The organism is Staphylococcus simulans (assembly GCF_003043455.1).
Taxonomy (GTDB): domain Bacteria; phylum Bacillota; class Bacilli; order Staphylococcales; family Staphylococcaceae; genus Staphylococcus; species Staphylococcus simulans_A.
Genome location: NZ_PZGG01000003.1, coordinates 37,253 through 62,281, shown reverse-complemented (window position 1 = coordinate 62,281; position 25,029 = coordinate 37,253). Strand labels below are relative to the sequence as shown.

Below are 25,029 nucleotides of genomic sequence, written 5' to 3'. Positions count from 1 at the left end.
AGACCTGTTTACGCAGGTCTTTTTTATTTTGAAAAGGGTTTCATACTATCTGAAAGATGGTTATAGTTAAATGAATACACATACAGATAGAAAGGATGTAGATTTAATGAAAAAACTATTCACCCTATTAGTCATGAGCATATTGATTATTTCAGCATGCGGTCAAAGTGATGAAAAAACAAAAGAAGATACTGAAGACAAAGCAGCCACTGAAAAGAAAGACAAATCACAATCTAAAAATGATGAAAAAGAAAACAAAAAAGACACAGATGATAATCAACAGAAAGAAAGCAATAAACAAAACGAACAACAAGCAAACAATGAAGCATCTAATAACCAAAATCAAGATGAATCCTCTAAAGAAGAACAGCCTCAACAAAACCAACAAAGTCAACAAATTAATTTAAGCAATATTACCGACAGAGCAACATTGGAAAGTGTAATCTATGGTAATTATGCAGAAATCGATAAAATCAAAGCATATAATAGCGCTGTTGCGAATGGCGTTATTCCGCAAGGGAATGTCACAGAAGGTCCTGCGAGTGCTGCTTATGAGAGCTCACTACGTGTAGAAAGTGGTGCCGAACAATCCGTATACGACCAAAATGCACAATCACAAGCTGAGGAACCGACAGAAGATGTAAATGCAGAAATTAATGCAGCACAAACAGAAGAAGAATATATTGATGCTTTACGTAAAAAATATAACGGTGGATTATCATCAGCTGAAATCCAAACCAAACATGCGATTGAACAAGGATACTATGAAGGCGATGAAGCTGAACAACAAGCAGTTTATGACGAAATAGAACGAAGAGAAGCAGACATCGAAGCCGGTAAATTTGATCACTACAAACAATAAAAAAGACAAATAAAAAAGCAGCACAACAACCTCTCCAGATTGTTGTGCTGCTTTAATCAGCTTAGGTAAAAATTATGACATTTTTACAACGTTTGCAGCTTGTTCGCCACGGTCGCCTTCAACGATGTCGAAGTCAACTTTTTGGCCTTCTTCTAATGATTTGTAGCCTTCGCCTTGGATAGCTGAGAAATGTACGAATACGTCGTTACCATCTTCTCTTTCGATAAATCCAAAACCTTTTTCTGCGTTAAACCATTTAACTGTACCACTATTCATATAAAAATCCTCCGTATGTGCTTTTGCACGAATATTTGTAACTTGTCTATAAAAATCAATGGGAGTAAATTCATACGAATTAAAACTGCAAATCAATTTCACGAACAATTACTTAAGTACTATACTACACCCATTATTTAGATTTGTATACCCTTTTGTCTCATTTCCTCAAAATAATTTAGATACCACATTTATTCAGACAATATAATCATTAAAATCACAAAAAATCACAAGTATTTGTCATTAAGATAATGAAAAACGAAACCTATAAATCTATAATAAATCAAGCGAAATTGATTAGCATGCAATTTAATTCCATAATTCTCATTAATCAGGTATGATTAATTCACTAAATAGAAAAGGAATGATGATATGTCCAAACAAGTCGTATTAATCACAGGTGCAACAAGTGGAATTGGTTTTCAAACGGCACAACTTTTAGCTAATAAAGGATACATTGTTTATGGTGTTGGTAGAAGAATAGAAAAACTGAACGCTTTAAAAAATATACATGCAATAAAAATGGATATTACAGATGAATCATCTATACAAAAAACTGTTAAACAAGTGATTTCAGAACAAAATCGCATTGATATTCTCATTAATAATGCGGGTTATGGTTCATACGGAGCTATAGAAGACGTGAAAATTTCAGAAGCAAGAAAACAATTCGAAGTAAATCTTTTTGGTTTAGCACGTCTTACTCAATTAGTTTTGCCCTATATGCGTAAACAACATTCTGGAAAAATCATTAATATATCCTCAATGGGCGGCCGTTTCACTTCATACTTTGGCGCATGGTACCATGCCACTAAATATGCTTTAGAAGCTTTCAGTGATGCTTTAAGAATGGAAGTAGAGCCATTTGGCATTGAAGTTTCTATTATTGAACCTGGTGGCATCAAAACTGATTGGGGTCATATTGCAGCAGATCAATTAGCAGCATCTGCTAAAGGCGGCGCGTATGAAAAAGCGGCATTTAAAGCAGCAGAAGGTATGCACAAACAATATAGTTCTAATCTACTTTCAAATCCTAAAATTATTGCCGATACTATTCTTAAAGCCGTTTCAAAAAAGAAACCTAAAGCACGTTATTTAATCGGTATGGGCGCAAAACCTCTTGTTTTCTTACATGCCATTTTACCAGCAAGACTCTTTGATCACATTGCCAGACGCTTAAGTTAAAAAAAGAAGGTCTAGCATTGATAAAATTCATCCATCAATGTTAGACCTTTCTTTATACAAATAGTGGCTTTTATTTATCTAATAAGTCTTCTACAGGTTCACCAATTCTTACATAATGATTACCTACTACACGTGTAATTGGATTTAATTTTTCAACATCCACATAGGCTTTATCTACATCATAGATTTCATCATCGATGTATATTGATTTTATTTGTCCTACAAGCATATCTGTACCTTTTTGTTTATCTCCTAATTCTAAATGATGAACCAATTCACATTCGTAGCGAACTTTGGCTTCTTTTACACTAGGAACATTCACAACTTTAGAATCAGTTGTTGTAAGATCAGTCATGTCTAACTCGTTTACATCAGACTCATAATTATCGCCTGTTTTCACCACATCTTTAACGATACCTTCGTCTACAATATGCACGACAAATTCTTTAGTGTTTAAGATATTTGCACTTGTATCTTTTAACGCCCCATTATCTTTACCTACAGATATCATTAACATCGGTGGTTCAGGACATACTACGTTAAAGAATGCAAAGGGTGCTGCATTTACATTACCTTCTTCATCTTGTGAAGTGACAAAAGCAATTGGTCTAGGTGTCACTGTACCTATCAACATTTTATACATATTTCCTGTTTCTAAGTCTTTTGGATTTATATACATACTCATATCACCTTTCTCAATCATATTAATACATTCTATAATATTCCCGTGCGAACATAAATCTTAAGGACTTATACTGCACTATATCTACAAAAGCCAAAAACACTATTAAAAAATTAATTAATCTATACAAACAATTACTTGTTCTCTATGTTCGAATTCGCTGATGTTAATTAACAGACTACTAAAAAAAGACTGGATTCCCTCTCCAGTCTTCGTAAAAATTGAATATTATTATTGAATCGCTAAAAAGTAGATAAATCCTAACGTAGCCAAAATTAAAATGATAGCATGAGACTTTTTATACATCACAAGGCAAGCGATGAATTCACGAATAAAAGCATTTGGATAAAAATAAGAAGCTGTATAACTACCTGCGACTGTCGCTTTTAATTTAACCTTTCTAGATAAAAAAGCTGCTCTTAAAACATGAAAGTTATTAGAAACAATGGTAAAGAACGGTGATTTTGTCTGTCTATCTTGAACCTTTTGTTTAGAGAAAACTAGATTTTCATAGGTTGTTGTAGATTTTGTTTCAAATATTATGTCAGTTTCCTTAATACCTTGTTCAATTAAATACTTTCCCATCGCTTCTGATTCACTGACAAGTTCATCTGGCCCCTGACCTCCACTCACAATAATTTTTGCTTTCGGGAATTTATTTTTTAATTCTATCCCTTTATTTAAACGAGATTGTAGTAATGGCGGAACACGATCACCTATTAACCCCGAACCCAATATTAAAATATAGTCTGGATTCTTATAATTTGATACAAAACTCAACAACATTGAGTATAACGTTTGGGATAATAAAATAATGTTGAAATACCAAAATATAAAGTTCAAATATAAGCCGATGATACCATGTCGATAATGAAATAATAAGTACGGTTGGTAGTTAATTATTAAAAAATCCAAAAATAAGAATAAGCCATAAACAAAAACTAAGAGATTCGTTATCCGCTTGCCTTCCTTAGCAACAATCTTGCGTGTGTTAAATAATGTTAGCGCAAATATAAGTAACAATATGATTGGAAAAATAAAAGTTAATAAGATAACGTAAAACAAATTGATATGGCCTTCACTGTTAACTATGGGTATAAAGAAGTCTGCTGTATTAATTAACCCAAATACAATTAATAATGATAAGACATATATATTCAAATATAGTCTTGGCTCAATAATCAAAATAGCAATGAATAGAAGCAAAAATACGATAACTAAAAGCATTATAACCCTCCAATATATTTACTATAATTATATTATTCTAATTAATTCTGTTTATTCTTTTTTAATCTTCTAACAAAGTATACCCTCTTAAAGATTTCTAAAAAATAAAAGCCTCTAACCGCAATGGTTAAAGGCTTATGTATGGAGGCGGCGGGATTTGAACCCGCGTCCAAGGATCCTGATACAAATCTTTCTACGTGTGTAGTCTATTATTCAGATTTCACATGATGGTAGGAAATAGACAACCAACATCATGCTAGTTCGATTAATCTCTTCTAGACAGACTTCGAACAGCAGTGCCTAGCGTATCCTACTAAAGTTGAATCACGTTAACAGCACATAGGCGATGCTGTTAGGTGATGCAGAGTGCGATTAGGCAGCTACTGCTAAATTATTGTTTGTTTTGCCAGTTATTATAAACTGTGTGTGTTGATGACGGAGACAACCCTCCGACACGCTTAATAAGCTCTGGGGACCCCTGTCGAATCCAAAACGCCCCCGAAATAATATTAAATAGATTCTATTCACTAGAATCCAATAGCACTCTTTATCATATCAAATATGCATTTAGTAATCAATATAATTGTTTGTCAGTGCTTTATAAACAAACTAAGAATGTGGGAAGCAGGCACAACCTGCTTTCCCTTAATAACGATCTTTCATTGCACGCTGCATGTCGCGTTTAATTGCTTTGTCTTTAAGGTCTTGACGTTTGTCATATTTCTTCTTACCTCTTGCGACACCAATCAGCATCTTACATACACCATGTTTCAGATACAGTTTTAATGGGATAATCGAATAACCGATTTCTCTTGTACGTGTGCCTAGTTTTTCTATTTCTCTTTTGTGTAAGAGTAGTTTTCTTGGTCGCACTGGATCGTGATTGAATCGATTCGCTTCTTCATATGGCGCAATATGCATATTATGAACGTAAATTTCACCGTTTTTCACTTGAGCGAAACTATCTTTTAAGTTTGCGCTGCCGCGACGAATTGATTTAATCTCTGTACCTTTTAACACAATGCCCGCTTCAATCGTATCTTCTACATTATAGTCATGTCTGGCTTTACGATTCTCCGCTAAAGTACCAGGAGACTTTTTCTTCTTCTTCGACATCGTGTTCACCTCTTGTTGAAAATTTTATAGAAAGAGATGAGCGGTATCCCCACTCACTATCTCTTATTTTTTCTTTTTACGTGCTTTTTGTTTTACCTTTTTACTTTTGTAAAAGGGTTTGTGGTTTGTGTCGTTTTGCTTATCACGGTTACGTTGGTTTTTACCTTTACGTTGTTTCTTCTTACCTTTTTTCTTGTCGCCGCCTAAGCTTTTACCACGTGTTTTCGTTTGAATCGTTGTGCCACGTGCAGGACGTTCATTTGATTTTCTGCGTCTTGGTTCTGGCATGCCTACGATTTGGAAATCAATCATACGTTGATCAACATCTACATTGACGACTTTAATCTTCACTGTATCACCGATACGGAAAACATTACCTGTACGTTCACCAATCATAGCCATTTGACCTTCAGCGAATTGGTAATAATCGTCTGTCATACTTGATACATGAACCATACCTTCAACAGTATTCGGTAATTCTACGAACATACCGAAGTTCGCGACTGAGCTGACAATACCTTCGAACTCTTCGCCAATATGTTGAAGCATGAATTCTGCTTTCTTAAGTTCATCCGTATCACGTTCTGCTTCAATGGCACGACGTTCACGGTTAGACGTATGTTCCGCAATTTCCGGCAATTTGTCTTCCCATTTACGAAGTTCTTTACCGCTCATTGAATCTTCAATCAAGTACTTACGGATTAAACGATGTACCACTAAGTCAGGATAACGACGAATTGGTGATGTGAAGTGCGTATAATAATCTGCAGATAGACCGAAGTGGCCTAAGTTCACATCTTCATAACGTGCCTGTTGCATTGAGCGTAACATCATTGTAGATACAACTGTTTGTTCTGGCAGACCTTTTACCTTCTCGTGAATTTCTTGAAGTGTACTTGGAGATACATCTTCTCCTGTACCTCTGACTAGAATACCGAAATTCGTAATAAACTCGAAGAATTGTGTTAAACGATCTGATTTTGGTTGTTCGTGAACACGATAGATAAATGGTACTTCCATTTTATTGAAGTGTTCAGCAACCGTTTCGTTCGCTGCTAACATAAATGATTCAATTAAACGTTCACCTTCACCACGTTCACGCATCTTCACGTCTACTGGAATACCTTCTTCATTGACGATGACTTGTGCTTCATCAATGTCGAAGTCGATTTCACCACGACGTTTACGCATTTGAATTAATGTTTCACTTAATTCTTTTGCTAAGTCTAACATTGGTGTCACATCTGGGTATTGCGCACGCACACTTTCATCATGTTCAGTGATGATTTGGTTGACTTCATCATACGTCATACGGTGGTCAGATTGAATCACACTATCAAAGATTTCATGTTTAACAACTTTACCATCTGAATTAATTTCCATACGACAGCTTAAAGTTAAACGATCAACATTAGGATTCAATGAACAAATACCGTTACTTAAACGGTGTGGAATCATTGGTATTACGCGGTCTACTAAGTAAACACTTGTACCGCGATCATACGCTTCTTTATCTAATGCTGAATCTTCTTTCACATAATGGCTGACATCCGCAATGCTGACTGTTAATTGCGTGTTACCGTTCTTCAACTTTTTAAGCGCGATCGCATCGTCTAAGTCTTTTGCGTCCGCACCATCAATCGTAATCGTCAATTCATCACGTAAATCTTTACGTCCTTCTAATTCTGACGGTTCAATATACTCTGGTACAGCTTCCGCTTCTTTTAAGACTTCATCAGGGAACTCGATTTCAATACCATGTTGGTAAATGATAGATAGAATATCTACACCTGGATCATTTTTATGTCCTAAAATCGCAGACACATGACCTTCAGGATTATCATTGCCTTCAGCATATTTAGAAATTTGAACTAACACTTTGTGGCCTTCTACAGCGCCTAAACTTTGGCCTTTCGGAATAAAGATATCCTGCATGATGCGTTTATCATCAGGAATCACAAATCCGAAGTGACGACCTTCTGTATAAGTTCCTACCACTTGTGTGATTGAGTGCTTTTCAATAGATTTAACTTCACCTTCGACTTTACCTTTGAAATCTCCGCGTGAGGGCTGCACTTCTACAATAACAGTATCGCCATCCATTGCACGGTTGATTTTAGTCGGTGGAATGAAAATATCTTCCATATCTTCGTCTTCAGGTCTAAGGAAGGCAAACCCTTTTTTGTTTTGGCTTAACGTTCCTTTTACTAAATTATCTTTCATATTTTTTTGACTACCCTTTCTTTTGTAGCGGTCTGTTTTTGTTCGTTCAACTAAACCTGATTGTTCCAGTTCAACTAACACCTTTATTAAATCTCTAAATGAGTCGGCATTATCTAAACCTAAACGATCTTGGAAATCTGAAACTGACATAGGTTCATAATCAGGTTGTTTTATAATTTCTGTGACAGATTGTTTTAAATCCATGATGCCCCCTCCTTTCTTTCTTATTTATCATATTTTTGTTTCGTCTTATTCAGACCAATCAAGTCCTTCTAAGAATTCGTAAATATCTTCAAAGACTTGTTCTTTTTCTTTATCAATTGTAATAACATGCCCTGAATTGGCATACCATTTAATATCTTTTTCGTCAGAAGATGCCTCTTCATAAATCACATTTGCGGAATCAGTATTAATCATGTCATCTTTTTCAGCTTGAATCACTAATAACGGATCCATGACTTCATCCACATGATCTCTGACATTTTGAATTGTTTGCTGTAATTCTTTTAATGTACCTGTAGGTTGGAAAGCTTCCATTTCTCGATCAATTGTCTCTTGATCTTTCCCTTGGTATTTCTTAAAGTTGCGTGCATACTCTAAGACACCTTCGTACATTGAGCCTTCTGTCTTAATAAACATAGGCGCACACATGGTTACAATACCCTCTACATCTCTATTTAAGCTTAATTTCAAAGCAAAATCTCCGCCTAATGATAAGCCGGCTACTGCGATTTCATCATAACCTTTAGATTTTAAGAAATCATAACCGTCTAAAGCGTCTTTAAACCAAACATGCGGACTAGATTGTAAAATCTCTTCCGGTGGCGCTGCATGTCCCTCATATTGCGGCGCATAAGAAGTATAGCCTTTCTTTTGTAAGAAACGGCCTAATTGGCGCACGTCTGATGAATTCCCTGTAAATCCATGTAATAATAATACTGCTCTATTGCCTTCTTCAAAGAAGAACGGTTTAGGCAATTTAATCTGCATGTCGTTCAATCCCTTCATCTCTTTCTAAAAATACAATACACAATTACCATTATAATGAAAAAAGCCCGACTTTAACATTGTCGGACCTTACATTTACATATTGAGATAAGTAATTGCGAGCATTAAAACGAAAAACACAATAGATAAGACAATTGTGACACGGTTTAAGAATAAATCTACCCCGCGTTGTTTCTGTTTTCCACCAAAGAGCTGTTCAGCGCCCCCGCTGATGGCTCCTGAAAGTCCATTGCTTTTGCTTTCTTGGAGTAACACAACTGTGATTAATGCGATACAGTCTATAACTAATAAAACTGTCAACAAAATGTGCATGCTTTACTCCTCCATTCATAATATACCTAGCAATTATAACACGTTAGGTGTCTATTTATCAAATTCAATTCATAACACACTGATGGCTCTAACGATTGAAAGTACTTTTTCGTTTGATTGAAATTATCAGCATATACAATGCTAAAATTAATGATCCTGCAAGTGTAATCCATAATGGTAATGTCATATAGAATGATTTTACATGGACGATACTTTGTAAGATAGGACCTGCATTCACCGCTGTAAAGAATGTTTGTGAGATATAAACCGCAAATAAGAACCACCATAAATAAGGGTGTTGGTTCCAAATTGCGATTAGCCCACACAAGTAAGCTAATAAATACATAATTCCTGTTAAACGATAACTATTCAAGAAATTCCCAACTGCGTTTTTCGTTGCGTCAATTTGATGAGAAGTCAATAAGTCTGTAATTACACTTTTATCTAACACTACAAAAATGTAAGTGCCGTACATCATTGCTAAAAAGAGTGAAGCATACGCTATAAATCTACCTGATTTTTTTGCACGCATGACTTTATTGTTTTCAGTATCCATGATTTTTTCAAACTCCTTCATGCCTTTAGAATACTTCCATTGTTTTTCATTATATCAGTTATTAAACATGAGCGGGAGTGTATGCATTAGAAACTAAAAAAGAAACTGCTAAGGTTGATGAGACCTTAACAGTTTCTCTAATAAAGTTACTGATTAAATTTTGCGTGAACTCAATATCAGTAAAGCTTATCTTATTTGTCTAAGTTGTAGAAAGAATGGATGCCGTCAAATTCAGCTGTTTCGTATAACTCGTCTTCAATACGTAATAATTGATTGTATTTAGCGATACGGTCAGTTCTTGATAATGAACCTGTTTTGATTTGACCAGCATTTGTAGCAACTGCGATGTCAGCAATTGTAGTATCTTCAGTTTCACCAGAACGGTGAGAGATAACTGCTGTGTAGTTTGCTTTTTGAGCCATTTGGATAGCGTCAAATGTTTCAGTTAAAGTACCGATTTGGTTAACTTTGATTAAGATTGAGTTACCAATACCTTTTTCGATACCTTCAGATAATTTTTTAGTGTTAGTAACGAATAAGTCGTCACCTACTAATTGAACTTTTTTACCTAAACGATCTGTAAGTTGTTTCCAACCGTCCCAGTCGTTTTCGTCCATACCATCTTCGATAGTGATGATTGGGTATTTGTTAACTAATTCTTCTAAGTAGTCAACTTGTTCAGCTGAAGAACGTTTAGCGCCGCCTTCACCTTCGAATTTAGTGTAGTCGTATACGCCGTCTTCATAGAATTCAGAAGCAGCACAGTCAAATCCTAAGAATACATCTTTACCTGGTTCAAGACCAGAAGTTTTGATTGCTTCTAAGATAGTGTCTACAGCATCTTCAGTACCGTGGAATTTAGGTGCGAAACCACCTTCATCACCTACTGCAGTTTCTAAGTCACGACCTTTAAGAAGTTTAGCTAAGTTGTGGAAGATTTCAGCACCCCAGCGTAATGCTTCTTTGAATGTGTCAGCTCCAACAGGTAAAATCATGAATTCTTGGAATGCGATTGGCGCATCTGAGTGAGAACCACCATTAACGATGTTCATCATTGGAACTGGTAATTGTTTACCATTGAATCCACCTAAATATTTGTAAAGTGGTTGACCTAAGAAGTCAGCTGCAGCACGTGCAACAGCAATAGAAACACCAAGGATAGCGTTAGCACCTAATTTACCTTTGTTTTCTGTTCCGTCTAATTGAATCATCATTTTATCAATTGAAACTTGATCTAATGCTGAGAATTCTCCTTCAACGATTTCAGGAGCAATAATTTCGTTTACGTTTTCAACTGCTTTAGTAACACCTTTACCACCGTAACGGTTTTTGTCACCGTCACGTAATTCTACGGCTTCGTATTCACCTGTAGATGCACCTGATGGTACTAATGCACGACCGAATGCACCGCTTTCAGTTAATACTTCTACTTCAACTGTTGGATTACCGCGAGAATCTAGGACTTCGCGAGCATAAACATCTGTAATAATTGGCATGTTGATAATCTCCTTTTCATAATTGCTTTCATATATATTATAACTTGTCTTGCTTAAAAAATGAATTAATTAAACGATATTGATTGTGAACAATTAATGTTTAATTAATGACTCACCAGTCATTTCTTCAGGTTGTTTAACATCAAGTAAATCAAGTAATGTCGGAGCTAAGTCTCCTAATTTACCAGTTTCACGTAATGTCACGCCTTCTTTAGTAACGATAACTGGAACTGGGTTAGTTGTGTGTGTTGTCATTGGTTGATCATCGTCTGTTAAAACTTGGTCTGAGTTACCATGATCAGCTGTAATAATCGCATGGCCGCCCATTTCTAAGATTTTGTCGACTACTTCACCAAGACATTCATCTACTGCTTCAATTGCTTTTACAGTAGGTTCTAACATACCACTGTGTCCAACCATATCTGGGTTCGCAAAGTTTAAGATAATTAAGTCTAAGTCACCTTTATCTAACTCACCTAATAAAGCATCTTTGACTTCATACGCACTCATTTCAGGTTTTAAGTCATACGTTGCAACTTTTGGAGAATCGATTAAAATACGACGTTCTCCTTCGAATTCTTCATTGCGTCCACCACTCATGAAGTAAGTAACATGAGGATATTTTTCAGTTTCAGCAATTCTTAATTGTGTTAAGTTGTTTGCTTCAGCAACTTCACCGATTGTTTGTTTTAAATCTACTTTTTCAAATACAACACGACCGTCAACTTGATCGTTGTATTTTGTGAAAGTCGCAAAGAATAAATCTTTAGGTTGGTTCACTTCGAAGCCTTTGAAATCTTTGTTTGTGAAGATTTCAGAAAGTTGGCCTGCTCTGTCAGGACGGAAGTTGAAGAATACAACTGAATCTCCATCTTGAACGCCTTCATTTTGTTCTTTGATTGAGAATGGCACTACGAATTCGTCTGTTAAATCATTCGCATAGTTTGCTTCAATACCTTCTTCTGCTGTCGCATACTCAGGTGTATTGATATCACGAATTGCGTTATATGCTTTTTCTTCACGTTCCCAACGTTTGTCACGGTCCATTGCATAATAACGACCAGAAATTGATGCAAATTGACCGATGCCAATTTCTTTGAATTGTTCTTCAGTTTCTTTCACATATTTTAATGCTGATTTTTGATCTACGTCACGGCCGTCTAAGAAACCATGTACATAGACTTTATCAAGCCCTTGTTGTTTAGCTAATTTTAAGATTGCAAATAAATGTGTGTAATGACTGTGTACACCACCGTCAGACAGTAAACCAAATACATGTAATGCAGAGTTGTTTGCTTTAACATGCTCAATTGCTTCGTTAAGCACTTCATTTTCAAAGAAGTCACCGTCTTCAATTGATTTGTTAATGCGTGTTAAACTTTGATAAACAATTCGGCCTGCACCAATATTCATATGACCTACTTCTGAGTTACCCATTTGACCTGCAGGAAGACCTACTTCAAGACCACTTGCTTCGATTTGAGTTGTAGGATATTTTGCATAATAACGGTCAAAATTAGGTTTATGCGCTTGTTTGACTGCGTTTCCGTGTACATCTTCTCTATTTGCAAAACCATCAAGGATGATTAATGCTGTAGGTTGTTTCGCCATATTATTTAGCACCTTCTAATAATTTTACATAGTCTTCAACTTTTAATGAAGCTCCGCCGACTAATGCGCCGTCGATATCAGATTCAGCCATATATTCAGCAATGTTGTTAGGTTTTACGCTACCGCCATATTGAATACGTACTGCATCTGCAACTTCTTGGCTAGCAAGGTCTGCAACTGTTTTACGAACAAATGCACTCATTTCGTTTGCATCTTTAGCAGTTGAAGATTTACCAGTACCGATTGCCCAAATTGGTTCATAAGCGATAACTACTTGTTTCAATTGATCATCTGATAAGCCTTCTAACGCTTTTTTAACTTGTTCACCAACAACTTCTTCAGCTTTTCCGCCTTCACGTTGTTCAAGTGTTTCACCTACGCAGATAATTGGTGTCATACCGTGATTGAATACTGCATGTGCTTTTTTGTTAACATCTTCATCAGTTTCGAAGAATAATTCACGTCGTTCTGAGTGACCGATGATAACGTATTTCACACCTAAGTCAGCTAATGCTACTGGAGAAGTTTCACCAGTGAAAGCACCGTTATCTTCGAAATAAGTGTTTTCTGCGCCGATTTCTAATCCTTCAGCTTCACCGTTTTTAACAGCTGTAGTTAATGCATCTAATTGGATTGTTGGTGCACAGATAACAGCTTCAACTTCGTTTGTATCAGGTAATTGAGGTAAAGCTTTAACAAAGTCTTTTGCCTCTTGTACTGTTTTGTTCATTTTCCAGTTACCTGCAATAATTGGTTTTCTCATTATAAAACGCTCCTTGAAAGTTTATTAATAAGTTACAACTTATTTGTCGCTAATTGATGCAATACCAGGTAATTCTTTACCCTCTAGATATTCTAATGATGCACCGCCGCCAGTTGAAATGTGAGTGAAATCATCTTCGAATCCAAGCATCATTGCTGCTGCAGCTGAGTCACCGCCGCCGATAATTGTAGTTGCATCTTTTAATTCAGCAATTGCTTCACAAACACCGATAGTACCTTGTGCGAAGTTTTCAAATTCGAATACACCCATAGGTCCGTTCCATACTACTGTATGCGCACCTTCTAATTCTTTTTTGAATAATTCAACAGTTTTTGGTCCGATATCTAATGCTTCTTGATCTTCAGGAATTTGATCGATATCTACAACTGTGATTTGTGCATCGTTTGAGAATTCTCTTGCTACTTTACCATCAACTGGTAAAACGATTTTATTTCCAGCACGTTCTAATAAATCTTTAGCAAAGTCTACTTTGTCAGCTTCTAATAAAGATTTACCGATTTCATAACCTTGTGCTTTAAGGAAAGTATAAGCCATACCGCCACCGATTAAGACTTTATCAGCAACATTTAATAAGTTTTCGATTACACCGATTTTATCTGAAACTTTTGCTCCACCTAAAATTGCTACAACTGGTTTATCAGGGTTGTTTACAACACCACCAATAAATTTGATTTCTTTTTCCATTAAATCTCCAGCTGCACTTTCTAAGTTAGATGCAATACCTACGTTTGAAGCGTGTGAACGGTGAGCTGTACCGAATGCATCGTTAACGAATACATCACCTAAAGATGCCCAGTATTTACCTAATTCCGGATCATTTTTAGATTCTTTTTTACCGTCTAAGTCTTCAAAACGAGTATTTTCAACTAGAAGTACTTCGCCTTCTTTTAATGCAGCAACTGCATCTTCTAATTCTTTACCACGTGTTTGCGGTACGAATTTAACATCTTTACCTAATTTTTCGCTTAAACGAACAGCTACAGGTTTTAATGTTAATTTTTCTTTATCGCTTTCTTCTTTGACTTTACCTAAGTGAGAGAATAAAACTAATTTTCCACCTTGATCAAGGATATACTCAATTGTTGGTAAAGCTTGAACGATACGGTTATCGTTTGTAATTTCTCCATCTTTTAATGGTACGTTGAAGTCTGCACGTTCTAATACGACTTTTCCTTTTAAATCTAAATCAGATACATGTTTTTTTGCCATCAAAACTTCCTCCTTTGAATAAAAGCGCGAATTTATAAAATGTCTGTAATTTGAGGTTAGCATATGGGCAGAAATAATGCAGATATAAATACAGAATCAAATGAAATTTTTCACGTTTCTGAAAATATCTACTCTAATAACCATGTACTTAATGAAAATAAGCGGAGAAGCGTATGTGCCTCCCCGCTTACTCATAAGCTGGTCATCGAATTTCAACAACACATTACCGCTTGTTAAATTCAGACCTTATTAATATTGTTAATAAATTATTTTACGTCTTTGATAAGGTATTCTAAAGTACGTACTAATTGTGCAGTGTAAGACATTTCGTTGTCATACCAAGCTGCAACTTTAACTAATTGACGACCAGATACAGTCATAACACGAGTTTGAGTTGCATCGAATAATGAACCGAATGTCATACCAACTACGTCAGAAGATACGATTTCGTCTTCGTTGTAACCGAATGATTCGTTAGAAGCTGCTTTCATTGCTTCGTTTACTTCTTCGATTGTTACGTCTTTATCTAATACAACTGTTAATTCAGTTAATGAACCAGTTGCTACAGGAACACGTTGAGCGCCACCGTCTAATTTTCCGTCGATTTCAGGAATTACTTTACCGATTGCTTTAGCAGCACCAGTTGAGTTAGGAACGATGTTTTCAGCTGCTGCACGTGCACGACGTTTGTCGCCTTTTCTGTGTGGACCGTCTTGAGTATTTTGGTCACCAGTGTAAGCGTGGATAGTAGTCATGAAACCTTCTACTAAACCGAAGCTGTCATTTAAAACTTTTGCTACTGGAGCAAGTGAGTTTGTAGTACAAGAAGCACCTGAAACGATTACGTCAGAGCTGTCTAAAGTATCTTGGTTTACGTTATAAACGATTGTTTTAACGTCACCAGTTGCTGGTGCAGAGATTAATACTTTTTTAGCACCTGCATCAATGTGAGCTTGTGCTTTTTCGTCGCTAGTGTAGAAACCAGTACATTCTAATACGACATCAATGTCTAAATCTTTCCAAGGTAATTTGCTTGCATCTGGTTCTTCGAATGATTTAACTTCTTTACCATTCACGCGGAATCCGCCATCTACAACTTCAACTTCTTCAGTGAAACGTCCTTGCATTGTATCGTATTTTAATAAGTGTGCTAACATTTCATCATCTGTTAAGTCGTTTACTGCTACTACATCGATACCTTCAACATCTTGAATTCTTCTGAATGCTAAACGACCGATTCTACCAAAACCATTAATTGCTACTTTAACTGCCATTATTATGGCCTCCTTTAAAAGATATTGTTAAAAAGTGAAGTCACTTTTTTAAACTAATTTGATTGTGATTGAACTATATTTCTTGCTGCGCCTTCATCTGTAATTAGAATGGTGTTTTTAGGAGCAATGGATAGATACGCTCTGATCGCATCTCCTTTTGAAGCACCTCCAGCTACAGCAAAGATATATTGCTTCGATACTAAATCTTCCATTTGAAGTCCTATCGTTTTAACTTTATGAACGATATGACCTTCGCTGTCGAAATAATATCCAAATGCTTCTCCGACTGCATTGTGATGTTGAAGCTTTTCAATCACTTGTTTAGACGAATGACGTCTGTTTGCCATTTTCAGCGCATCACCAATGCCGTGGACGGTTATATTTGATTGTTTAATTATTTCTAATGTATTACGAACTGAGGGCTCTTGAAGCAACAACTCATATGTGGACTCACTGACATTGTCAGGTACATATAATGTTGTATAATCTCCGCCAGTTTGCTGTGCCATACTTGCTGCAATCGTATTTGCCTGATATACCACATTTTCTCCTAAGCCACCTCTAGCCGGGACATAGAATGTTTTGAATGGTAATACATGCATTGATTCACTCACAGAGGCCATTGTGGAACCGCCTGTGATAGAAACGATAGCATCTTCGTAAAAAGTTCGTTCTAGTAACTGACCTGCCTGGCTGCCCATCTCTTTTTTTACAGCACTATCCATATCGGTATCACCGGGAACAACATAAACGTTTTTAATCTGATAGCGTTCTTTTAACAGTTGTGCTAGATGATAACCGTCAGAATACATGTCAAAGTATGATTCTAAGGATTCAATCAATTCATCACCTTCAGGCGTTAATTCCATTCCTGTAGGTTTCACCTTGATTAATTCTTGCTTTTTCAACGTATTCGTTTCTGATCTCAACACACGTTCAGTCAAATTCATATATTCACTTAAACTTCTTCTTCCGACTGGCTGGTGCATTTTGATAGTAGTGAGTATTGTAAATCTTCGATACATTTTTTCGACAAGCTCAGGAATCAATTTCTGTTGGACTTTAAGCAAGTCTTCCACTACTATTTCCTCCTCTTTTTATTTAAGGGTCAACATGCAACCATGCTTTGACGTTTTTAGTCCCAGGTGGGACAAAAAAATAACATCTCTTACAATTGTCATAATACTATCATCTGGAATAAAAAGCAAGCTTAAACACTCACTTCGACTTCATTTAAGAAATATTGTTGCAAACAATACTACCTTTACAAATATATTATACCCTTTTTCCACTTAAGAAATCATCTGAAAACTACTTTTCCTTATCATTATATTTTCAGTATTCCCTACATTATAATAGATATGTACGAAGGAGGTAGTTGTATGACAAATAATGACCAACCTGAAGTCATTGACCCTAATGACCCTCGCTATAAAGATGATGATTACTTTAAACATAGCCCGAGTGAGCATCGGCGTTCTCGCTTCGAACAGGACAGAAAAATAAAATATTATTCTTTCGGCTGCTCTCCATTTGGATGCGGATGTTTGCCTGCTGTTGCGATTATCGCATTAGTGATTACTTGGTTAATCAGTTTTATCTCATAAAGAAAGGACCACAGTGCTTGTGCATTGCGGTCCTTCTTTTTATAGATTAATCGTCTGACTTCTGTTGGCTCGATTGATTTGAACTTGATTGAGTAGAACTGGACTGATTCGAGCTTGAAGACTGACTTGATTGTGTATTTTGTTGTGGTGCTTGTCTTTGCTGAGTGCTTTGTGATTCATTTACTGACCTTGACTGCTGTTCTTGCCCTGGCCTGGGTTGACTGCTTTGTTGTTGTTTCTCTTGTTGTTGCTCTTGCTGTTGTTTTTGTTGTTGCTGTTGTCTTTGTTGAGCAGCTTGTTGTTTTTGCTGTTGCTGCGCTTGCTCTTTTGCTTGTTGTTGTGCTTGTTCTTGTCGTTTTTGCTGCGCTTCTTGTTGTGCTTGTTGTCTTTCTTCAGCCGCTTCTCTAGCTTGCTCACGTTGTTTCTCTGCTTGTTCTTGAGCTTTTTGTTGTGCTTCTTTGTCATCAGAACTGTCTTTTTGTGGTTTTTGTTCTTTTTGTTGCGCTTTTTGTGTTGCTGCGTTTTGACGTGCTTGTTCTGCTTCTTGTCTTTGTTGTTCTCGTTGCGCAGCTAATTCATTTTGTCTTGCTTGCTCTGCTGCTTGTTGATCAGCAATTTCTTGTTGACGTTCTTCCTCTTCTTCTTTTTCTTTTTTACGTTTTTCTGCTTCTCGTTTTTTCTTTTCAGCACGATCTTTTTTCTCTTGCTCTTCTTTTTTCTGTTGTTGACTGTAACGTTCGCTGCTTTTCTTGTTATTATCTACAAAAGCAAAAGTCGCAAATGCTAAACCGAACAATAAGAAAAATACGATTACAGCACTTAGTATTTTAGCGGGTTTGCTCATTTTATTGTTAGACATGTGCTCTCCTCTTTCCAATCCCTTTTCTTTTTCTATAAGTTACACGAGTTACTTATTTTGATATATTAACTCATACCCTTTTTTACAACATCTTCATTATTATATCTGAGCTGTATTCATTTATATATCATAACATTTTCCACTAGGGTATACATTATTTTGCTTAGGAAACATTTTATATTTTCGATATTTGTTTGAATGGGTTAATAGAAGGTGAAAAATCCAAAACCAAGTAAGATGATTAATTGATATAAGATTGTTATAATATACTACATCAACAACCATAAAAAAGACATGATAAAGGACCTATACGCTGCTCGCATAGGTCCAATACTAAAGGGAGTCAAAATTTCACCTTCGCATGTATATTATGGGGTATACTATTTTTAATTAAGAGATGTTTAATTAATTCCGAAGGTACTTCTATTATAACTTAGCTATAAGTGATTTAAACAAGATTACATAGTTTAAATTGACATATTAATGACTAAATATTGAATAAACAATGAATGTTTAGAATGTCTATAATCTATTGGGTTGTAGTATCCAAAACGTTGTCTAATATTAATGAGGTGAATAAAAAAATGAAAGAGTTTCTTATTACAGGCGGTACAGGCTTAGTTGGTAGTCATTTAGTAGATGCGATACACAGTACAGATTCTCATATTACTATTTTAACACGTCAAGATCGTCAAAACTTAGATGATAAGATCACCTATGTTAACTGGAGTAAAGAAGGTTGGGAAGATAAAGTCCCAGATCATATTGATATTGTGATTAACTTAGCAGGCGCATCATTAAATAAAAGATGGACAGATGAATATAAACAAACTTTAATGTTAAGTCGTATTCAAGCCACACAATCACTTTATGAGTTATTTGAACATAAAGGCAAGTTCCCTGAAATTTTATTCAACGCAAGTGCAGTAGGTTATTATACACCAGATGTGCATCGCACTTACACAGAATTATCAAAATGTGATCCACATGATTTCTTATCAGATATCACCTATCAATGGGAGCGTTTTGCGCGTAAATTTGAAAAACATGGTACACGTGTCATTATCGGTCGTTTTGGTATGGTACTTTCAGATGAAGGCGGCGCCTTACCAACCATGGAATTACCTTACCGCTTCTATCTCGCCGGAAAATTAGGCACTGGTTTCCAATGGTATTCATGGATTCATATTACAGACTTAACACGCGCCATTCTTTTCTTAATCAATCAAGATGATGCTTCAGGAGTCTTCAATATGACCACTCCAATTGCTGAACGTCAAAACTTATTCGGTTATGCTCTAGCGCGTGCAATGCACAAACCTCATGAATTATGGGTACCAAGTGCACTATTAAGCTTAGTCTTAGGTCAAAGAGCAACGATTATCTTAGATACGCAAAAAGCGATTCCTAACCGTTTAGATGCATACGGTTTCAAATTTGCATATCCTGATCTGAAATCAGCACTTGATAGTTTAGTTCATGAGTAAAAAGCTATATAATATATTTGTATTGTGAGCATTTAATATTAAGCATAAATATAAAAAATAGCCGCTTACGCAGATATAGCAAGTATAGTGAATGAAGGTGTATGAATGGATAAAAGCAGTCTCGTAACACGTATATTAGTAATCATTGCTGGATTACTTTTAATATGTATCGGTAGTTTTTCAATGACGCGAGCTATCCCTTCTTTATATATTGCACTGTTTTACCTAATAGTTGGAATTATTATATTAGGGTGGACCGTCATTAACTTAGTAAAACATTATAAAAAACAAAAATAAGAGTTCCGGAAAGCCCCGGAACTCTTTTCATTTTCTATATTTAATAACAACTTATTTTTCAGGTTGCATAACTTCATCGATTAAGCCGTATTCTTTAGCTTCATCTGCAGTTAAGAAGTTATCGCGATCAGTGTCTTTTTCAATTTGTTCAATTGATTGACCTGTACGTTCTGATAAGATTTTGTTTAATTTAGCACGTGTTTTTAAGATGTGTGTAGCTGCGATTTCGATTTCAGTTGCTTGACCTTGTGCGCCGCCGAGTGGTTGGTGAATCATTACTTCAGCGTTAGGTAATGCAAAACGTTTACCTTTAGCGCCTGCTGCAAGCAAGAATGAACCCATTGAAGCAGCCATACCGATGCAGATTGTTTGTACATCTGGTTTAATGTGTTGGATAGTATCATAAATTGCAAATCCAGCTGTTACACTACCACCTGGAGAGTTGATATATAAATAAATATCTTTCTCAGCATCTTGTGCTTGTAAGAATAACAATTGTGATACGATTGAGTTTGCTACGTTATCATCAATTGCTGAACCTAACATAATAATACGGTCTTTCAATAATCTTGAGTAAATGTCATAAGCACGTTCGCCGCGATTTGTTGTTTCAATTACTGTAGGAATTAAATTCATTCTATTTCCTCCTTGTACTTTTATGAATTATCCTTATTTTAACCTAAAAGTCAAAAATGGTCAAAAATAAAACTCACACCTTTATAATATCATCATATTGACCACTCTACACGAGACAGGTACACTAATAATTGCATGTTAATATTTACCCCTCGTAGTGTAATGGATAACACGTAAGATTCCGGTTCTTGAAATGGGGGTTCGATTCCCTCCGAGGGGGTAAATTTTATTTATCCTCGTTATATATCGTTGTCAAAAACGTTAATATAACGAGGATTTTTTTATTGAAAACACGTTCACTTTATTATATCTCCCATTTTTATATTTAAATATTTATATCCTATTGATATCTGCTCCCTGAAATCATACCTCAGCTAATTTTAGTTACTCTTTTCCCTTTAACACAACATTTCCAATTAATTTCTTTCATTTCATCTAAAATATCTGAATATATGCTTTTTAAATATTTAGAAATGTGTTAAAGTTTATTTGTTTGAAAGAAATTCATCTACATAAATTGTCAGAAATTTTTGTAAATAGAGAGAAGTTTTCAACACCAGGAGGTTATTATGAAAAAAGTAATTCTAATATCAGGTTTAATGCTCTTCTCATTATTCTTCGGAGCAGGCAACTTGATCTTTCCACCTATGCTCGGTTATACCGCGCAAAGTAATATGTGGACAGGTATGACAGGATTTGCGATTACAGGTATTTTATTACCTTACATCACAGTTATTGTCATTGCCTATTATGATGGTGGCGTGGAGTTTATCGGGGACCGCGTCCATCCTAAATTCGGGTTTATTTTTGCGGTTTGTATTTATTTATCTATTGGGGCACTTTACGGTATTCCGCGTGCTGCGAACGTGGCTTATGAAATCGGCGCAAAATCGATTCTGCCTATTCACAACACATGGACATTAGTAGGTTTCTCCCTAGTATTCTTTATTGTGGTAGGGTTAATCGCTTTATACCCAACAAAAATTGTCGATAACTTAGGGAAAATCTTAACACCTGCCCTTTTATTAATTATCGGTGCTTTATGTATCGCAGCGATTATTAACCCTGAAGGTAAAGTAGGACAACCACATGATAAATATGTGGATACACCTTTCATTTCAGGAATTTTAGAAGGTTACTACACAATGGACTTAGTAGCTGCTCTAGCCTTCTCAGTCGTTATCGTACAAAGCTTTAAACTTGCGGGTATCTCAGACAGCAAAAAGATAGTTAGAAACGTTATCTTATCAGGTCTGATTTCAGCGTTATTATTAACAGTCATTTACTTCTCATTAGCATACTTAGGTATCACAACAAGTAAACCAGGCTTTGATAATGGCGCAAGTATTCTAACATATAACTCAGTACGATTATTCGGATCATTTGGTAATATCTTATTTGGTATGATTGTAATCTTAGCTTGTTTAACAACTTGTATCGGTTTAGTTAACGCAAGTTCTGCATTCGGATTGAAGAAGTTTCCACAAATTTCATACAAAACATATGTAATTTCATTTTCAGTCGTTGGATTCTTGATTTCAATCTTAGGACTCAACATGATTTTACAAATCGCAGTACCATTGTTGACATTTATTTATCCGATTTCTATTGTGTTAGTATTGATTTCATTTGTCGCAATTGCGATTCCGACAAAATTAAAAATCGCTTATATTTTACCAACGATTTCAACATTGATTATTTCAGTACTTGAAATCTTTAACACATTTAAATTGATCAAACCATTAAATGCAGTCTATCAATACTTGCCGTTATCTGATTTAGGATTAGCTTGGTTACTACCATTTATTATCTTAACTATCATCGGTATTGTCATAGACTTTATGCGTAATAAGAAACACACGCAACAACCTGTAACATCTTAATATTAATAGAAATGCCTTTCTCATTTTACGAGAAAGGTATTTTTATTTGACCAAAGCTTATTGTCACAATATTTCAATAATATTTCTATCTATTTCATTATAATTTGTTTGTGTTAAAATGAATCATGCATTTTTAATTTGAAACAAGCATTGTTTCAATCTTCACACTTCCACAACATATATGCGATACACTTATATTAAGGTTCATCAATATAATCTTTATTAAACATTTCATCATAGAAAGGGAGGATATATTTGAAACAACCGTCGCTCAATTATAATTTAATTACGACTGTATTCTTTATTTCAGGTATTGCGGTTATGTGCAGTCTTTACTCTGCCATTCCTTTAATGCCGATTATGGGGAAAGAATTACATTTAAGCGAAGGTGCCACTACATTAATCGGTGTGGTATTCTCAGTTTCTTATTCAGTCAGTTGTATGTTTTATGGGATTATCGCCGACAAGTTCGGTAAGAAGAAAGTCATATTAGTTGGTTTGGCTATGTTGACACTTACAACATTTGCGATCGGCTTTATCCATAACTTCGCATTACTACTGATTGTACGTGTCTTACAAGGGATAGCTACCGCGAGCTTCTCTCCTGTGTCATTAACGTATGTAACAGAGGTGTTCCCTGTTCATAAACGTATCACCGCAATCAGTTTTATTAGTACCAGCTTTATGTTGTCTGGTGTTATTGGTCAAAACTTAAGTGACATTATCGCCGCACATATGAGCTGGCGTGTCGTTTACTTTGTATTAACAGTCGTTTATTTACTACTGATTGTTTGGATTTATCGAGCAATTCCAAAAAGTCCATATCATATGCCTGATACAAAATTCTCAGTGTTTTTTAAAAACATGAGACATATTTTTGATAACAAAGGCATTGTGTTATGTTTCTTTGTTTCTTTAACTATTTTAACGTCATTTGTTTCTATGTATTCTCTATTAAATGAATACTTGACATCTGAACCTATCAACGCTGATTTAACAACAATATCAACAGTGAAACTCTTCGGTTTAATCGGTATGCTATTGGCGTTATCTGCAGGTCGCTTAAGTGATTTTATCGGTGTAAAACGTATTATTCTAATCTCATTAATCACTGCAGGTATTTCATTGATACTGATGGGCGTGACACATAATCTCATCATTATCACATTGTTCAGTGTTATCTTTATCGCCGGTATTTCATTTGTGATTCCATCTGTAATTTCACAAATCGGTTTGCTGACTACTAAAGATAAAGGGTTCTTCTTATCTATTAATACCTTTATGCTATTTATCGGTACTGCGATTGCACCGGTATTATCTATGCAGTTATTAAACAATATGCATTCATTTAAAATGATGTTCATTGTGTTATCAATCGTGAACTTCATCGGCTTTATAATCGCTTTAGGTATTCCGAAAAAATCAGTCGCAGATCAATAATGATAAAAAGCAGTCACTCATTTTAGTTTTTTAATGAGTGACTGCTTTTCTTTATCACATTTCAATATGTTCGCCGCTTCTAATCTTATCTGCTAGCTCGTTCAACTTACGTAAACGATGATTAACACCTGATTTCGAAATTGTGCCTGTAGACACCATTTCTCCCAATTCTTTTAGAGAAACATCTTGATTTTCTACACGCAATTTCGCAATTTCTCTTAAACGATCTGGTAAGTTTTCAATTCCGATTTCTTGATCAATCAACTGAATACTTTCAACTTGTTTCATCGCTGCACTAACTGTTTTATTTAAATTCGCTGTTTCGCAGTTTACGAGACGGTTCACTGAATTACGCATATCTCTGACAATACGCACATCTTCAAATTTCAACATCGCTTGATAACCGCCTATTAAGCTTAAGAAATCAGAGATTTTTTCTGCTTCTTTCAAATAAACAATATTTCCTTTTTTACGTTCTAAATGTTTCGCATTCAATTCATATTCATTCATCAATGCAGTTAAGCCTTCTGAATGACTTTCATATAAAGAAAATATCTCTAAATGATAAGAAGAAGTTTCTGGATTATTCACAGAACCGCCAGCTAAAAAAGCACCGCGTAGGTAACTACGTCTCATTTCATCGTCACGAATTAAATCTAAATCAATCGCATGCGTAAACACGCCATCCTTTAAGATGCCGAGTTCATGCAAGATTTCACGAGATTTCATTTTTGTTCTGCAGATATAGATATTATTCTTCTTCAACTTCATTTTCTTTCGAACAAGAATTTCAACTTCAATATTGAATACTTTCTTTATCAGAGAGTAAATACGTCTGGCTGTTGTCGCATTTTCAGTTTGTACATTAATGACAAATTGCTGATTCGACAAACTGAGTGCACCATTCATCCGTATCAATGCGCTAAGTTCCGCTCGCGCATTTTTATCATCGACATCGATTCTTGTCAATTCATTTTTCATGTCTGATGCAAAGCTCAT

General features: G+C 35.5%; 23 protein-coding genes, 1 tRNA gene and 1 other RNA gene. 7 read left to right on the top strand and 18 right to left on the bottom strand.

The window, feature by feature from the left end; translation table 11 throughout:
• Positions 1–106 precede the first annotated feature (106 nt).
• Positions 107–862 (top strand): hypothetical protein, encoded by a 756-nt coding sequence (locus BU038_RS01205; protein WP_107604454.1) that lies wholly within the window; start codon positions 107–109, stop codon positions 860–862.
• A gap of 72 nt (positions 863–934) precedes the next feature.
• Here BU038_RS01205 and BU038_RS01200 read toward each other — a convergent pair whose 3' ends face one another.
• Positions 935–1,138, bottom strand: coding sequence for a cold-shock protein (locus BU038_RS01200; protein ID WP_002481579.1), 204 nt, complete (start codon positions 1,136–1,138; stop codon positions 935–937).
• A gap of 372 nt (positions 1,139–1,510) precedes the next feature.
• Between BU038_RS01200 and BU038_RS01195 the strand changes: the two genes are divergently transcribed.
• On the top strand, positions 1,511–2,323 hold the full coding sequence (locus BU038_RS01195; protein ID WP_107604453.1) for an oxidoreductase: 813 nt from the start codon (positions 1,511–1,513) through the stop codon (positions 2,321–2,323).
• 70 nt (positions 2,324–2,393) lie between these two features.
• Here the strand turns inward: BU038_RS01195 and BU038_RS01190 are convergent, their stop codons facing one another.
• The 14 genes from BU038_RS01190 to BU038_RS01125 all read right to left on the bottom strand — a co-directional run bounded on the left by BU038_RS01190 (position 2,394) and on the right by BU038_RS01125 (position 16,900).
• Positions 2,394–3,026, bottom strand: coding sequence for a flavin reductase family protein (locus BU038_RS01190; protein WP_241963125.1), 633 nt, complete (start codon positions 3,024–3,026; stop codon positions 2,394–2,396).
• 210 nt (positions 3,027–3,236) lie between these two features.
• On the bottom strand, positions 3,237–4,232 hold the full coding sequence (locus BU038_RS01185) for a YdcF family protein (RefSeq protein WP_107604452.1): 996 nt from the start codon (positions 4,230–4,232) through the stop codon (positions 3,237–3,239).
• Between the two features lie 139 nt (positions 4,233–4,371).
• Positions 4,372–4,732, bottom strand: a transfer-messenger RNA (tmRNA) gene (ssrA, locus tag BU038_RS01180).
• 145 nt (positions 4,733–4,877) lie between these two features.
• A complete protein-coding gene (smpB, locus tag BU038_RS01175) occupies positions 4,878–5,348 on the bottom strand; it encodes an SsrA-binding protein SmpB (RefSeq protein ID WP_002481575.1) in 471 nt (156 codons plus the stop codon).
• A gap of 63 nt (positions 5,349–5,411) precedes the next feature.
• Positions 5,412–7,775 (bottom strand): ribonuclease R, encoded by a 2,364-nt coding sequence (rnr, locus tag BU038_RS01170; RefSeq protein ID WP_107604451.1) that lies wholly within the window; start codon positions 7,773–7,775, stop codon positions 5,412–5,414.
• A 45-nt stretch (positions 7,776–7,820) separates the two neighbouring features.
• The gene (locus tag BU038_RS01165) at positions 7,821–8,561 is read right to left on the bottom strand and encodes an alpha/beta hydrolase (protein ID WP_107604450.1); all 741 of its coding nucleotides are present in this window, start codon (positions 8,559–8,561) and stop codon (positions 7,821–7,823) included.
• Positions 8,562–8,654: 93 nt separating this feature from the next.
• The gene (gene secG, locus BU038_RS01160) at positions 8,655–8,891 is read right to left on the bottom strand and encodes a preprotein translocase subunit SecG (protein ID WP_002481572.1); all 237 of its coding nucleotides are present in this window, start codon (positions 8,889–8,891) and stop codon (positions 8,655–8,657) included.
• 88 nt (positions 8,892–8,979) lie between these two features.
• A complete protein-coding gene (locus BU038_RS01155) occupies positions 8,980–9,447 on the bottom strand; it encodes a hypothetical protein (RefSeq protein ID WP_002481571.1) in 468 nt (155 codons plus the stop codon).
• A gap of 191 nt (positions 9,448–9,638) precedes the next feature.
• On the bottom strand, positions 9,639–10,943 hold the full coding sequence (gene eno, locus BU038_RS01150) for a surface-displayed alpha-enolase (RefSeq protein WP_107604449.1): 1,305 nt from the start codon (positions 10,941–10,943) through the stop codon (positions 9,639–9,641).
• 93 nt (positions 10,944–11,036) lie between these two features.
• Positions 11,037–12,554, bottom strand: a complete 1,518-nt coding sequence (gene gpmI, locus BU038_RS01145) for a 2,3-bisphosphoglycerate-independent phosphoglycerate mutase (RefSeq protein ID WP_002481569.1) — start codon at positions 12,552–12,554, stop codon at positions 11,037–11,039.
• Between the two features lies 1 nt (position 12,555).
• Positions 12,556–13,317: a triose-phosphate isomerase gene (gene tpiA / locus BU038_RS01140; protein WP_107604448.1), complete on the bottom strand. Its 762-nt coding sequence runs from the start codon at positions 13,315–13,317 to the stop codon at positions 12,556–12,558.
• 39 nt (positions 13,318–13,356) lie between these two features.
• Entirely contained in the window at positions 13,357–14,547 is a 1,191-nt protein-coding gene (locus BU038_RS01135) for a phosphoglycerate kinase (RefSeq protein ID WP_107604447.1), read from the bottom strand.
• Between the two features lie 266 nt (positions 14,548–14,813).
• On the bottom strand, positions 14,814–15,821 hold the full coding sequence (gap, locus tag BU038_RS01130; RefSeq protein ID WP_002481566.1) for a type I glyceraldehyde-3-phosphate dehydrogenase: 1,008 nt from the start codon (positions 15,819–15,821) through the stop codon (positions 14,814–14,816).
• A 53-nt stretch (positions 15,822–15,874) separates the two neighbouring features.
• Complete coding sequence (locus tag BU038_RS01125) at positions 15,875–16,900, bottom strand: sugar-binding transcriptional regulator (RefSeq protein ID WP_107604446.1); 1,026 nt, start codon at positions 16,898–16,900, stop codon at positions 15,875–15,877.
• 303 nt (positions 16,901–17,203) lie between these two features.
• Between BU038_RS01125 and BU038_RS01120 the strand changes: the two genes are divergently transcribed.
• Positions 17,204–17,428, top strand: coding sequence for a hypothetical protein (locus BU038_RS01120; protein WP_107604445.1), 225 nt, complete (start codon positions 17,204–17,206; stop codon positions 17,426–17,428).
• Positions 17,429–17,474: 46 nt separating this feature from the next.
• Here the strand turns inward: BU038_RS01120 and BU038_RS01115 are convergent, their stop codons facing one another.
• Entirely contained in the window at positions 17,475–18,287 is an 813-nt protein-coding gene (locus BU038_RS01115; protein ID WP_107604444.1) for a DUF4887 domain-containing protein, read from the bottom strand.
• Positions 18,288–18,871: 584 nt separating this feature from the next.
• On the opposite strand from BU038_RS01115, the gene BU038_RS01110 reads away from it, so the two are divergent.
• A complete protein-coding gene (locus tag BU038_RS01110) occupies positions 18,872–19,774 on the top strand; it encodes a TIGR01777 family oxidoreductase (protein WP_107604443.1) in 903 nt (300 codons plus the stop codon).
• 348 nt (positions 19,775–20,122) lie between these two features.
• On the opposite strand, the gene clpP is transcribed toward BU038_RS01110, so the two are convergent.
• On the bottom strand, positions 20,123–20,707 hold the full coding sequence (gene clpP / locus BU038_RS01105) for an ATP-dependent Clp endopeptidase proteolytic subunit ClpP (protein WP_002481561.1): 585 nt from the start codon (positions 20,705–20,707) through the stop codon (positions 20,123–20,125).
• A gap of 148 nt (positions 20,708–20,855) precedes the next feature.
• Between clpP and BU038_RS01100 the strand changes: the two genes are divergently transcribed.
• From BU038_RS01100 to BU038_RS01090, 3 genes are all read left to right on the top strand, one after another.
• Positions 20,856–20,927: transfer RNA gene (locus tag BU038_RS01100), tRNA-Arg, on the top strand.
• 349 nt (positions 20,928–21,276) lie between these two features.
• On the top strand, positions 21,277–22,590 hold the full coding sequence (brnQ, locus tag BU038_RS01095) for a branched-chain amino acid transport system II carrier protein (RefSeq protein WP_107604442.1): 1,314 nt from the start codon (positions 21,277–21,279) through the stop codon (positions 22,588–22,590).
• 255 nt (positions 22,591–22,845) lie between these two features.
• Positions 22,846–24,030: an MFS transporter gene (locus BU038_RS01090; protein ID WP_107604441.1), complete on the top strand. Its 1,185-nt coding sequence runs from the start codon at positions 22,846–22,848 to the stop codon at positions 24,028–24,030.
• Positions 24,031–24,084: 54 nt separating this feature from the next.
• Here BU038_RS01090 and whiA read toward each other — a convergent pair whose 3' ends face one another.
• Entirely contained in the window at positions 24,085–25,029 is a 945-nt protein-coding gene (gene whiA / locus BU038_RS01085) for a DNA-binding protein WhiA (RefSeq protein WP_002481558.1), read from the bottom strand.